This window comes from Rhizobium sp. R86522, from assembly GCF_042466255.1.
Lineage (GTDB): Bacteria > Pseudomonadota > Alphaproteobacteria > Rhizobiales > Rhizobiaceae > Allorhizobium.
In genome coordinates this window covers 624209-636635 of the sequence record NZ_JAXHBX010000001.1, presented here as the reverse complement: position 1 = coordinate 636635, position 12427 = coordinate 624209, and the positions used below count along the sequence as shown (strand labels likewise).

At 62.2% G+C, this 12427-nt stretch carries 11 protein-coding genes and 1 other RNA gene; 5 read left to right on the top strand and 7 right to left on the bottom strand.

Going from position 1 to position 12427, the window contains the following annotated elements; genetic code table 11:
- The first annotated feature begins 132 nt into the window (after positions 1–132).
- Complete coding sequence (glmM, locus tag SJY08_RS02975; protein ID WP_054148279.1) at positions 133–1488, top strand: phosphoglucosamine mutase; 1356 nt, start codon at positions 133–135, stop codon at positions 1486–1488.
- A gap of 80 nt (positions 1489–1568) precedes the next feature.
- Here the strand turns inward: glmM and SJY08_RS02970 are convergent, their stop codons facing one another.
- Positions 1569–2315, bottom strand: a complete 747-nt coding sequence (locus SJY08_RS02970; RefSeq protein ID WP_054148278.1) for a YebC/PmpR family DNA-binding transcriptional regulator — start codon at positions 2313–2315, stop codon at positions 1569–1571.
- A gap of 147 nt (positions 2316–2462) precedes the next feature.
- Between SJY08_RS02970 and SJY08_RS02965 the strand changes: the two genes are divergently transcribed.
- Complete coding sequence (locus SJY08_RS02965; protein ID WP_377274654.1) at positions 2463–2966, top strand: pyridoxamine 5'-phosphate oxidase family protein; 504 nt, start codon at positions 2463–2465, stop codon at positions 2964–2966.
- A 15-nt stretch (positions 2967–2981) separates the two neighbouring features.
- Here SJY08_RS02965 and SJY08_RS02960 read toward each other — a convergent pair whose 3' ends face one another.
- Positions 2982–3824, bottom strand: coding sequence for an MBL fold metallo-hydrolase (locus SJY08_RS02960; RefSeq protein WP_377274653.1), 843 nt, complete (start codon positions 3822–3824; stop codon positions 2982–2984).
- A gap of 225 nt (positions 3825–4049) precedes the next feature.
- On the opposite strand from SJY08_RS02960, the gene SJY08_RS02955 reads away from it, so the two are divergent.
- Entirely contained in the window at positions 4050–5405 is a 1356-nt protein-coding gene (locus SJY08_RS02955; RefSeq protein WP_377274652.1) for a methyl-accepting chemotaxis protein, read from the top strand.
- Between the two features lie 35 nt (positions 5406–5440).
- Here the strand turns inward: SJY08_RS02955 and SJY08_RS02950 are convergent, their stop codons facing one another.
- Both SJY08_RS02950 and SJY08_RS02945 read right to left on the bottom strand, forming a co-directional pair.
- Entirely contained in the window at positions 5441–6265 is an 825-nt protein-coding gene (locus SJY08_RS02950; protein ID WP_054148274.1) for a TIGR00282 family metallophosphoesterase, read from the bottom strand.
- Positions 6266–6275: 10 nt separating this feature from the next.
- Positions 6276–6857, bottom strand: coding sequence for a 5-formyltetrahydrofolate cyclo-ligase (locus tag SJY08_RS02945; protein ID WP_054148517.1), 582 nt, complete (start codon positions 6855–6857; stop codon positions 6276–6278).
- 164 nt (positions 6858–7021) lie between these two features.
- Here SJY08_RS02945 and SJY08_RS02940 point away from each other — a divergent pair, with 164 nt between their 5' ends.
- The gene (locus SJY08_RS02940) at positions 7022–9046 is read left to right on the top strand and encodes a methyl-accepting chemotaxis protein (protein WP_377274651.1); all 2025 of its coding nucleotides are present in this window, start codon (positions 7022–7024) and stop codon (positions 9044–9046) included.
- A gap of 80 nt (positions 9047–9126) precedes the next feature.
- Here the strand turns inward: SJY08_RS02940 and ssrS are convergent.
- From ssrS to SJY08_RS02925, 3 genes are all read right to left on the bottom strand, one after another.
- Positions 9127–9285, bottom strand: a non-coding RNA gene (ssrS, locus tag SJY08_RS02935) — 6S RNA.
- Between the two features lie 54 nt (positions 9286–9339).
- Complete coding sequence (locus SJY08_RS02930) at positions 9340–9720, bottom strand: cell division protein ZapA (RefSeq protein ID WP_054148272.1); 381 nt, start codon at positions 9718–9720, stop codon at positions 9340–9342.
- 71 nt (positions 9721–9791) lie between these two features.
- A complete protein-coding gene (locus SJY08_RS02925) occupies positions 9792–10064 on the bottom strand; it encodes a DUF4164 domain-containing protein (protein ID WP_006726844.1) in 273 nt (90 codons plus the stop codon).
- Between the two features lie 342 nt (positions 10065–10406).
- Between SJY08_RS02925 and tkt the strand changes: the two genes are divergently transcribed.
- Positions 10407–12389 carry a transketolase gene (tkt, locus tag SJY08_RS02920; protein ID WP_377274650.1) on the top strand — a complete coding sequence of 661 codons (1983 nt, stop codon included), beginning with the start codon at positions 10407–10409 and terminating at the stop codon, positions 12387–12389.
- Positions 12390–12427: the final 38 nt, after the last annotated feature.

Sequence of the window (12427 nt, the reverse complement as noted above, 5' to 3'; positions counted from 1 at the left end):
GAGCTTTAGCGCTATTTTACGTGTTCTTCGTCGCGTTCTATGGCATGAGCAGCCAACCGCGGGCCCCTGCACGATCGCCTGTGCTGATCACGTGCAGCGACCGCCAGCGAAATGGACTTGAAGGAACACTTGATGACACGTCGTTACTTCGGCACGGACGGTATTCGCGGCCTCTCCAACCGCTTCCCCATGACACCCGACCTCGCCATGCGTGTCGGCATTGCCGCCGGCACGATCTTCCGCCGCGGCGGACACCGCCACCGGGTGGTGATCGGCAAGGATACGCGCCTCTCCGGCTACATGCTGGAAAACGCCATGGTCGCGGGTTTCACGGCAGCCGGCCTCGATGCCTTCGTTCTCGGCCCGATCCCGACGCCCGCCGTCGCCATGCTGACGCGCTCGCTGCGCTGCGACCTCGGCGTGATGATCTCCGCCTCGCACAATCCCTTCGCCGACAATGGCATCAAGCTCTTCGGCCCCGACGGCTACAAACTGTCGGACGAGCTTGAGCAGCAGATCGAGGAACTGCTCGAGAAGGACCTCTATGGCCAGCTCGCAGCCCCCAACGACATCGGCCGTGCGAAGCGCATCGACGGCGTGCATGACCGCTACGTTGAATTCGCCAAGCGCACCCTGCCCCGCGACGTGACGCTGCACGGTCTGCGCGTTGCCATCGACTGTGCCAACGGCGCCGCCTACAAGGTAGCGCCCGCAGCCCTCTGGGAGCTCGGTGCTGACGTTGTCACCATCGGCGACGAGCCGAATGGCACGAATATCAACCTGGAATGCGGCTCGACCCATCCGGACGCCCTGCAGAAGAAGGTCCATGAAACCCGCGCCGACATCGGTATCGCACTCGATGGCGACGCCGACCGCGTCATCATCGTCGACGAAAACGGCACCGTCATTGACGGCGATCAGCTGATGGCGGTCGTTGCCGAAACCTGGGCGCAGGATGGGCTGCTGCGTGGCGGCGGCATCGTCGCGACCGTGATGTCGAACCTCGGCCTGGAACGCTTCCTCGGCGACAAGGGCCTGACGCTTGCCCGCACCAAGGTCGGCGACCGCTATGTCGTCGAGCACATGCGCAACCACGACTTCAACGTTGGCGGCGAACAGTCCGGCCATATCGTGCTGGCCGACCACGGCACGACCGGCGACGGTCTTGTGGCTGCCCTGCAGATCCTGGCGGCGGTCAAGCGCACCGGCAAGACGGTCAGCGAGCTCTGCCACCGATTCGAGCCTGTACCGCAGCTCCTGCGCAATGTCCGCTTCTCCGGCGGCAAGCCCTTGGAAGACGCCGTCGTCAAGCAGGCCATCGCTGACGCGGAGGCAGAGCTTGCCAAATCCGGTCGTCTGGTCATCCGCCCCTCGGGCACCGAGCCGTTGATCCGCGTCATGGCTGAAGGCGACGACCGCGCTCAGGTCGAGCGCATCGTCAACGAACTCGTCGACGTCATCGCAAGCGTCCGCAGCGCCGCTGCCTGAGCCGACGCAGGGACGCTGAATAGCAAAAAGCCCGGCTGCGATGCAGCCGGGCTTTTGTTTGTCTCGATAGGTCCAGACGATCAGGCCGAGAGTTTCGCCATGACTTCGTCGGAGACTTCGAAGTTCGAATAGACGTTCTGCACATCGTCATCGTCTTCGAGTGTGTCGATGAGCTTCATCAGCGAGGTTGCCTTTTCTTCATCGACTTCGATCGTGTTCTGCGGCTTCCAGATTGCCTTGACGGTTTCCGCGCCACCGAGCACGGCTTCGAGCGCCTTGGACACTTCGTTCATGTCTTCGAAGGCGCAGTAGATCGTATGCCCGTCTTCATCCGACACCACGTCTTCGGCACCGGCTTCGATCGCCGCTTCCATCACCTTGTCGGCGTCGCCGACGGAGGCTTTGTAGGTGATTTCGCCGACATGGTCGAAGGAGAAGGACACCGAACCGGTTTCGCCGAGTGCACCGCCGGCCTTGGAGAAGGTCGAGCGAACGACGGAGGCCGTGCGGTTGCGGTTGTCGGTCAGAGTCTCGACGATGACGGCAACGCCGCCAGGGCCATAGCCTTCATAGCGGATCGCGTCATAGGTCTCGGCATCGGCACCGGACGCCTTCTTGATGGCGCGCTCGATGTTGTCCTTCGGCATCGACTGCGCCTTGGCGTTCTGCACGGCGAGGCGAAGTGCGGCATTCATCGCAGGGTCGGGCAGACCGGTCTTTGCGGCAACGGTGATTTCGCGCGCAAGCTTGGAGAACATCTTCGAACGGATACCGTCCTGCTTGCCCTTGCGGTGCATGATGTTTTTGAACTGTGAATGGCCAGCCATGGCACCCCTGATCAGGTCTGTTTGTGGGAATGGCCGCCTTATAAGGGCGAAAGCCAGCTGTTTCAAGGCCGCTACAGCGGTTCAAAAAGCCGGAACAAGTGCCTGCCCAACTCGTTGCTGTGAGCACACACGACAAGGAGATAGAACATGGCAAGTTTCAGCGAAGCCCGCGAAAATCCCGTCGAACAGCTTTGGGATGAAATCGACAATGTCCATGCCGGCATGCTTGGCCTGATGGGTGGCAACATGCACATGCAGCCGATGGCCCCGAATGCGGACCGCAAGCGTAACGCCATCTGGTTCTTCACCAAGACCGATAGCCATCTTGTGCAGGCCATGCGTCCCGGCAGCCGCGCTCACTTCTGCGTCGTTGGCAAGGATCATGACTATCACGCCTGCCTCGCAGGCACGTTGGTCGAGAACAAGGATCCGGCGAAGATCGACGAATACTGGAACTCGGTCGTTGCTGCCTGGTACGAGGGTGGAAAGTCCGATCCGACACTGACGCTTCTGGAACTCAAGCTGGACGACGGCGAGATCTGGGCGTCCACCAACAGCTCGCTGAAGTTCGGCTGGGAGATCGCCAAGGCGAACATGAGTGACGATAAACTGCCTGACGTCGGCGTGCACCGCGAGGTGCGCTTCGCCTGAGGCCCATAGGGGGTCCTAAACCCCCTGCAAGACCAAAATCAGCGGCTTCTTCGGCAATGTCCGCATGGACACCGTGAAGCCGCGATTCTCTGAGATCTGCGTATCGAAACCATCGTCGAACATAGACAGGAAAGTCTCGATCGGCGGACCACGACGATGCATGGGCAGGATCACTGCGGAGCGCAGACGCTGCACGATCCGGCTCATGCTGTCGGCCCCGAGCGTCAGCCCCCCATCCACCGGCACCATGACGATATCAAGTCGGCCGATCTCGCCGTAATGGGTGTCGGTCAATTCGTGATGCAGATGCCCGAGATGGCCAATGCAGAGGCCGGCGACCTCAATGATGAAGATCGAGTTGCCGTTCAACTCCATGGTGCCGCCCCAGCTTCTGATGTCCGTCGGCACGTTTCGGACATAGGCATCGCCAACGACCAGGCGATGCTCGATGGGTTCGCCCGGCTGGGCTTCGTTCCAGCCTTGCAGGACAGCCCCGATCGCCGGATCCGGGTTGAGGGTATAGTGGCTCGAATGCGCCTTGTTCATCGTTACCACGTCAGGTGTGCGCGACGTGCGAAGCCAGCCGTTGAAATCGGTGGCAATCGAGATGCCGGCTGGCGTGTCGATCTGGAAAGTCGAATGGCCGACGAAGGTGATGACCACGTCTTCCTGCACCTGCGCCAGCGTCAATGCGGGAGCACCGGAGGATGAAGGCGTGAAGTTGGCGTACTGAACCTTGGGAATTTTCTCGGCGATCAATTGGCACTGGCTGACCTGCGGTCGCTGTGCCTCTTGCGCCAAGGCACCACCGGCCAAAGCCGAGAGCACCATCGTGGACAACACCAGTCTCAGCATCATGCCGCTCCCTGCATCCCATCCAGATCAGAAATGGGAGCATGAGGCAGCTTATCCCTTGGGTAAAGGCACAAGACCGAGCAGCGCTTGTCAATTTGCCGTTATCGCAGGCGCAGAAGATACCCTGTTCCGAGGCGGGAGACTTAATCGAACCTTAAGCGCTGCTGGTCAATCTTCGCACCCACGCGGGGCCTGCATCCTGCGACAGACATCTGGAGAGGACATCCCATGCCGGCGGCGCAAGCCTTATTCGACCACGACACCCAGACCACCGGCTATGCCCTACTGGATTGTATAGAAGCAGCTCTCAACGAGGATTTCAGCAAACTGCCGTCCGGCTCGGACCCACTGGATCGCGCCGTCGCCCGCCTGATTGCGCGCTGCCAGGAACGGTCGGGGGCTCAGCTTAAGGACGTTGTCGAGATCTCGGTCAACGTCAACGAAACGGCCACCATGTCGGCCAATCTGCTTTACGATCTGAAGCAGGTCGACCACCGCACGCATGACATTGCCGCAGCGGCCGAAGAAATGGCGGCAACCGTGGATGAGATCGCCCGTCACGGCGAAGAGATTTCTGGCGGCACGCGACGCGCGGGCGCCGCCTGTGACGAGGCTCGGCAGTCGGCCATGGACACACGCACGACCATGGAGGGCATCAACCGGGCTCTCGGCGATGCCTCCGACCGGATCGCCTCGATCCATACCCTGGGTTCGCGCATTTCAGAGATCGCTGCCAACATCAAGAAGATCGCGTCCCAGACCAATATGCTCGCGATCAATGCGGCCGTCGAAGCGGCACGCGCCGGCGAGGCTGGGCGCGGTTTTGCCGTCGTCGCTTCGGAAGTGAAGGCGCTTTCCGACCGCACGGCCAATGCGACAACGGAGATTTCCAAGATCGTTATGGATCTTGAGCAGGGCCTGACCTCGATGAACGAGGCGATGTCCGTCAGCCGAAGCTCTGCAAGTGCCGGCACGACTGCCCTCGACAAGCTTTCAACCCGGCTCGCGGATGCCCTGCGCCAGGTCAACGAGAGCGCCGACAGCGCAGCCCAGATCGCAAGCGGTCTCGTCGAGCAGAAGGCCGCCTCTTCGAGCGTTGCAAACGGGATTACCCATATCGCCACCAGCGCCGGCGACGCGACCCGCCAACTCGGCCGGGTCATGGATGCGGTCGCCAGTGCCCAGGCCGGCCTCGACAGGCGGCTGAAGATTCTGGCCGAGGAAGACATCCCCGGCAAGGTCGTTCTGCTGGCGCAATCGGACCATGTGATCTGGAAACGGCGCCTGGCCAACATGATGGTGGGCCGCGACAGGCTCGATCCTCGGGAACTGGCCGACCACAAGAACTGCCGCCTCGGCAAATGGTATCTCGGCGCACGCACGACGCACCTTGGCCAGGACAGCGACTTCCTTTCGCTGGACGAACCACATTGCCGGGTGCACGAGCACGGACTGGAAGCAGTCCGCTGCTACAACGCTGGTGACATCGGTTCGGCGCTAAAGCAGCTGCAATGCGTCGAGGTCGCATCCAGCGAAGTCTTGCAGAAGCTGGGAAGGTTGGAGCGCAAGACGTCGCGCCATTGATGACCCCGTCGCCATCATGACACTCGATCCCGCCGTCAGGCCCAGAAGGGCGGGATCGTCTCGGCGAGCCGCGGCCCGAGCCGGAGTGGCGCAATCTTTTCGGCAAGCCCCGTGCTGTCGGAGATCTCGACACCCACACCACAGATCGTAGCGGGGCCGCTTGCCGCCTCGAAGCGGCCCTTGGGCATCTTCGAGATGAAGCGATTGAGCGGCTCTTCCTTCTCCATGCCGAGCGAGGAGTCATAATCACCGCACATGCCGGCATCCGACATATAGGCCGTACCACCGTTCAGGATCTGGTGGTCGGCGGTCGGCACATGGGTGTGGGTGCCGACGACAAAGCTCGCACGGCCATCAACGAAATGTCCGAAGCACTGCTTCTCGCTGGTCGCTTCGGCATGGAAATCGAAGACGATGACGTCTGCCTGCTCCTTCAGCGGGCAGGCAGCCAGGATCGTCTCGGCGGACTTGAAGGGATCGTCGAGCTCGGGATGCATGAACACCCGACCCATTATGTTGGCGACGAGCACGCGCGCACCGTTGCGCGCGTAGAAAAGGCCGGACCCCTTACCGGGCGTGCCGGACGGATAGTTGGCCGGGCGCAGGAACTGGTCGTGCCGGGTGCAGAACGACACGGCCTCCTTCTGGTCCCACACATGGTTGCCGGTCGTCACCACATCGGCACCGGCATTGATCGTCTCGAGATAGATGTCCTCGGTGATGCCGAAGCCACCAGCGGCGTTCTCGCCGTTGACGATAACGAAATCGAGCTTCAGGTCGGAGATCAGGCCCGGCAACCGCTCCCATACAGCCGTACGTCCGGTCTTGCCCACCATGTCTCCGAGGAACAGAAGTCGCATTTTCGTCCAATCACTCCATGAATCTTCTAAGGCCGCTCTCGGTCAGCACGGCTTCCAGCCGGACGTCATGGGCCTCATAGGGCACTTCTGCCACCTCCTGACAGTCGAATGCAATGCCGATCAGCCGCGGATGCCGGCCTTTTTCCCTGAGACGGGCGATCGCCCTGTCATAATGACCCGCACCATAGCCGATCCGGTTGCCCCCGGCATCGAATGCCGACAGAGGTACCAGAAGCAGATCGGGATCGAGCACCGCAGCTTCCGGGCCTGGCCCACGGGTGCCAAAACCGGTATCGACGAGTTCCGCGCCGGCTGCGAGTTCGCGGAAGACAATCGTCTCCTTGTCGAGAACGACAGGCAGGCAGAGCCGCGCACCCCGGGCCTTCAGCCGTGCCATCAGCGGGCGAATATCCGCCTCGGAACGGATCGGGAAGAAACCGGAGACGACGAGCCCAGGCTCCAGCGAAAGATCGTCTCCCGCAAGTTCCGCCATGGCAAGACTGTGCTCCAGTCTCATCTCCGCCGGGATCGCGTCCCGGACCGCCAGCCGCGCCTTCCGGATCTCGGCCTTCAACTCCCGCTTTTCTACCATCACAAGGCTCTTTTCTTCCAGCCACACCAGATTTGGGGAGGCAGTCCAACAGAAAATCGTGTTTTTGCGCTTGGTCAAGCCTGTTTCGAAAACCCCTAAAAAACCAAGGATTAACTCAAAGCGCTTAGACTTACGTCCAAGTCAACGACCAAAGGCCATTCCCAATGCAGATCTTTTCGCGCTTCGGCATCACGAAAACAATCACCGCCACGACGGTCCTGATCCTGATCGCGGCACTCGGAGCCGTCGCATGGGTCATCTCCGGCAGCATCGAAACCCGCATCCAGCAGCAGGCGATTTCCGGCCAGGATGCAAGTCTTCGCACGGCGGCCACGATCATCGAACGGGATCTGCCCGGCACGACCGTGACATGGGCCGCAGACGGCAATGTCCAGCGCATCGTCATGGAAGCCATTCCGGCTGAATTCACCGAGCACGGCATGATCGACGTCATCGGCCGCATGACCGGCCAGACGGCCACGATCTTTGCATGGGATGCAGAAAGCAAGGACTTCTGGCGCCGCACCACCAACATCATCAAGCCGGATGGCAACCGCGCCGTCGGCACCGCACTCGGCCAGACCGGGGCTGTCTATCCCTATTCCGTTAAGGGCGAGATCTATCGCGGCGAAGCCGTCATCCTTGAGACGCCATACTACACGATCTATCAGCCAATCTTCTCGCCGGCCGGAGATGTGCTTGGCATTCTCTATGCCGGCGTGCGCAAGGCCGACATCAACAGTATCGCAACCGAGATGACCTATGCGATCGGCACAACTGCGCTGATCGTGCTTCTGATCGCCGCAACGCTGATCACCCTTCTCGTCCGTCGCATCATTGGCTCCCTGCCGCGCCTGACGGCCGTTGCAGACCGTCTCGCCTCCGGCCAGCTCGAAACCGAGGTGCCGGATCAGGACCTGAAGAATGAGGTCGGCGCACTTGCGCGTGCAATCAACGTCTTCCGTGAAAGCGCCATCCAGAAAATTGAGGTCGAGCGCCGCGCGGCTGAAGCAGCAGCCCAAGGAGATCAGGAACGTGCCGAGAGTGAGCGCGCCAAGGCCGAAGACGCGCGTCTCGTTCAGGAAGCCGTTGATGCCCTCGCCGACGGACTGAACCGCCTGAGCGACGGCGACCTGACTGTTCGCATCGATCGCGCCTTCACTGGAAACCTCGACCGTCTGCGCGTCGACTTCAACGCCTCTGTCGAGAAGCTTAGCAGCACGCTTGCCGAAATCCGCGACGAAACCTCGGGCATCGAAGCGAGCTCGGCCGAGATGCGCTCCGCGACCGACGACCTGTCGAAGCGCACCGAACAGCAGGCTGCCTCTCTGGAAGAGACATCCGCCGCCCTTGAGGAGATCACATCGACCGTGCGTGGCTCGTCGGCCAAGGCAGACGAAGCTGCAACCATGGCGACCAAGGCGCGCCAGAGCACGGAGAACTCCAGCAAGGTCGTGTCCAACGCAATCGAGGCCATGAGCCGCATCGAGCAGGCGTCGAGCGAGATTTCGAAGATCATCAACGTCATCGACGAAATCGCCTTCCAGACCAACCTCTTGGCGCTTAATGCCGGCGTCGAGGCAGCGCGCGCCGGTGAAGCCGGCAAGGGCTTTGCCGTCGTCGCCCAGGAAGTCCGTGAACTCGCCCAGCGTTCGGCCAATGCGGCCAAGGACATCAAGGCGCTAATCAACAAGTCGGGTGAAGCCGTCGCCGGCGGCGTGTCGCTGGTCCAGCAGACCGGCTCGGCACTCTCCGAGATCTCCAACCAGGTGGCCGTCATCAACGACCACATCACCTCGATCGCCTCGGCTGCCCGTGAGCAGTCCACCGCGCTGAACGAGATCAATGGCTCGGTCAACCACATGGACCAGTTCACCCAGAAGAACGCCGCCATGGTGGAAGAGGCGACCGCCGTGACCCACCGTCTGGCCGACAGCGCCCGCAATCTGGCGAGTTTCGTCGCGCAGTTCCGTGTCGCAGGCGGCGCAGCCTCCTCGAACCGCGCTCCCGCGCCGAGCTACACTGCACCAACACCGACGGCCCGTCCTGCAGCACGCCCGGCCGCGGCTCAGGCCGCGACGCGCCCAGTAGCCTCCCCGGCTCGCCGCATGGTCGGCAACCTCGCCAAGGCCTTCGGTGGCGGCAGCACGGCGGCCGCCACCTCGCAGGACAACTGGGAAGAATTCTGATCCCAGGAACCGATCAAAAAGAAAAGCCGTCGCGAGTGATCGCGGCGGCTTTTTGCATCATGTCTGATCAGAAGAGGAAAGTGCGATCCACGGCAACCGATGGAGATTTACGATCCTGGGTGCCTACAAACGTAGGTGGGCGCCATATGTCCGAGCCCACGGGCCCGGCCAGGGACAGCTCCCTTTGGATCGAGTATGGCCCCAGGGATTGTGGTTCCTGTCGTGAGGCGCAGATCGCAACTCAGATATAGGCGCTTCGCGGGCACTGCGCCAGTGGGCTCGAAAAATAGTCCTTAAGCCTGAGGCTGGGGAGCGGGCCGCTGGGTCAGTTTGCGGGTGATGCCGTTCAAGCGATCTGCAAGGTCTGATATCGCATGCGCCACCGCCTCCTCGCGATGATGCACGCCTGACAGGACTGTATCGCGCCCCTCGCGGAAACCGGCGAGCTCCGCCTCGGCTGCGGCAAGCCGACGATTGATCTCGGCCATCTCGTCCATGACCATGATCCCGGCCATGACGGTAATCCTCAGATCGCCGATCTCACCGAACTGTCCCTTGAGATGGCCGACATAACGATCGAACTCGCTCGCGAGCTCCGTCAGATGGGCTTCCTGCCCCTCCTCGCACGCCATGCGATAGGCTTTTCCGTCGATCGTGACTGTGACCTGCGCCATCGGCGTTCCAACTCTCTTCTACGCGTGGTGCTCCCGCACCTTATGCAAACAAGCGCCCCGCGGCCCGAATTTTACCGATCGAGCACCGCGCGGATCGTTTCCATCGCCGTCACCAGTCGACGCGAGACCTCGCGGTTGACCTCTTCGAGCCGGTTGGCCCGGAATTCCGACTGGTCAAGTTCCTGAGCAAGGCGGGCGCGATCGGCATGCACGCGCCGCACCTCGCCATCGATCTCCATACTCTCGCGCTCCGCTTCGAAACGCATGTCGACGGCGTTCTCGAGCCCGGCGACAGCCTGCCGCAGCGCCGCGAGCGCGGCATCCACCGAATTTTCCGCCGGCATTCTCTTGCCCCTGCCTCAGTGAAGTCTGTTCGCTACACGAATTGTCACGGCCGCCCCGATCATGTGAGCCGGGACAGTAAGCCCCGCCCTTGGCACGCGTCAATAAAGCGCACGCCTCCGGAAGTAGCCAATTCTGTGGAAGACTGTCTCGTTCTTGCCGCTCCGTAAGTCATCCGGCGCCGTCGCACAGGAAAGAGGCAAAGAGATGTTTTCTTCATCCCGGAAACGCCGCAACCCGGCCCATTTGTTGACTTGCGCGATGCACCTGCTAAGGATCACCCCCGTTCAGACGGCCCGTCCCGGCAGGCCGTGTCTCGAAGCCCCGGAACAAGCGGATAAGCCATGATTTCTCCCGAAAAACATCAGCGGATGGCGAATGCGATCCGTTTCCTCGCCATGGATGCAGTGGAAAAGGCCAATTCCGGCCACCCCGGCATGCCCATGGGCTGCGCCGATGTCGCGACCGTTCTTTTCACCCGCTACCTGAGCTTCGATCCGAAGAACCCGCTCTGGCCAGACCGCGACCGTTTCGTGCTTTCGGCCGGTCACGGCTCGATGCTGATCTACTCGCTCCTCTATCTGACCGGCTATGAGGACATGACGATCGAGGACATCAAGTCCTTCCGTCAGCTTGGCGCAAAGACTGCCGGCCACCCGGAATACGGCCACGCCTCGGGCATAGAGACCACGACCGGTCCGCTCGGTCAGGGCATTGCCACGGCCGTCGGCATGGCGCTCGCCGAGAAGAAGCTCGCAGACGAGTTCGGCTCGGAGCTGCAGGATCACTATACCTATGTGCTCGCAGGCGACGGCTGCCTCATGGAAGGCATCAGCCAGGAAGCGATCACGCTGGCAGGCCACCTGAAGCTGAACAAGCTGATCGTCTTCTGGGACGACAACGGCATCTCGATCGACGGCGCGATCTCGCTTGCCGACTCGACCGACCAGCACGCCCGCTTCCGCTCCGCCGGCTGGAACACGATCGCGATTGACGGCCATGATCCGGAAGCGATCGCCGCTGCCATCGAAACCGCCAAGGCCTCCGACAAGCCGACCATGATCGCCGCCAAGACCGTCATCGGCTTCGGCGCCCCGAACAAGGCCGGCACCCACAAGGTTCACGGCTCACCGCTCGGCGCCGACGAAATCGCCGCCACCCGCAAGGCGCTCGGCTGGGAAGAAGAAGCCTTCTCGATCCCCGCCGACGTGCTCGACGCCTGGCGCCTGTCCGGCCTGCGCTCGACCAAGACCCGCAAGGATTGGGAAGCGCGTCTGGCGGCTGCCGATGCTGAGAAGCGCGCCGAGTTCAACCGCCGCTTCGCTGGCGAACTGCCGGGCACGCTCGCCGGTGCCGTCGACGCCTACAAGAAGAAGCTCGCTGAAACCAAGCCGACGGTCGCAACCCGCAAGGCTTCGGAAGATGCACTTGAAGTCATCAACGGTGTCGTCACCGAAACGCTCGGCGGCTCGGCCGACCTGACCGGCTCGAACAACACCAAGACCAGCCAGACTAAGTCGATCACCCCGACCGACTTCTCCGGCCGTTACATCCACTACGGCATCCGCGAACACGGCATGGCGGCTGCGATGAACGGGATTGCGCTGCATGGCGGTCTGATCCCCTATTCCGGCGGCTTCCTGATCTTCTCGGACTATTGCCGTCCGTCGATCCGTCTGGCCGCCCTCATGGGCATCCGCGTCATCCACGTCCTGACCCATGATTCCATCGGTCTTGGCGAAGACGGTCCGACGCATCAGCCGGTCGAGCATATGGCAGCGCTCCGCGCCATCCCGAACCTCCTGATGTTCCGCCCGGCAGACGCGACCGAAACGGTCGAGTGCTGGCAGGTGGCACTGGAGAACAAGGAGCGTCCGTCCGGCCTCGCCCTGACGCGTCAGAACCTGATCCCGGCCCGCACCGAGTATGAGGAGCGCAATCTCTGCGCCCAGGGCGCCTATGAGCTGATCTCGGCCAGCGACGCCAAGGTCTCGATCTTCGCATCCGGTTCGGAAGTCGAGATCGCGATCAAGGCCCAGCAGCAGCTGGAAGCCAAGGGCATTCCGGCCCGCGTCGTCTCCGTTCCGTGCTTCGAACTCTTCTTCGAACAGGACGCCGACTACCAGGAAGCGATCATCGGTCATGCTGCGGTCAATATCGGGATCGAAGCCGGCATCCGCCAGGGCTGGGACGCCATCATCGGTTCCACCGGCACCTTCATCGGCATGAAGTCCTTCGGCGCCTCCGGCCCGGCCAAGGAACTCTACAAGCACTTCGGCATCACGGCGGACGCAGTCGTGGCAGCCGCCGAAGCCAAGCTTGCCTGACACCATCCCGCCAGGGCGTCCCCCCGGGGCGCCCTGAC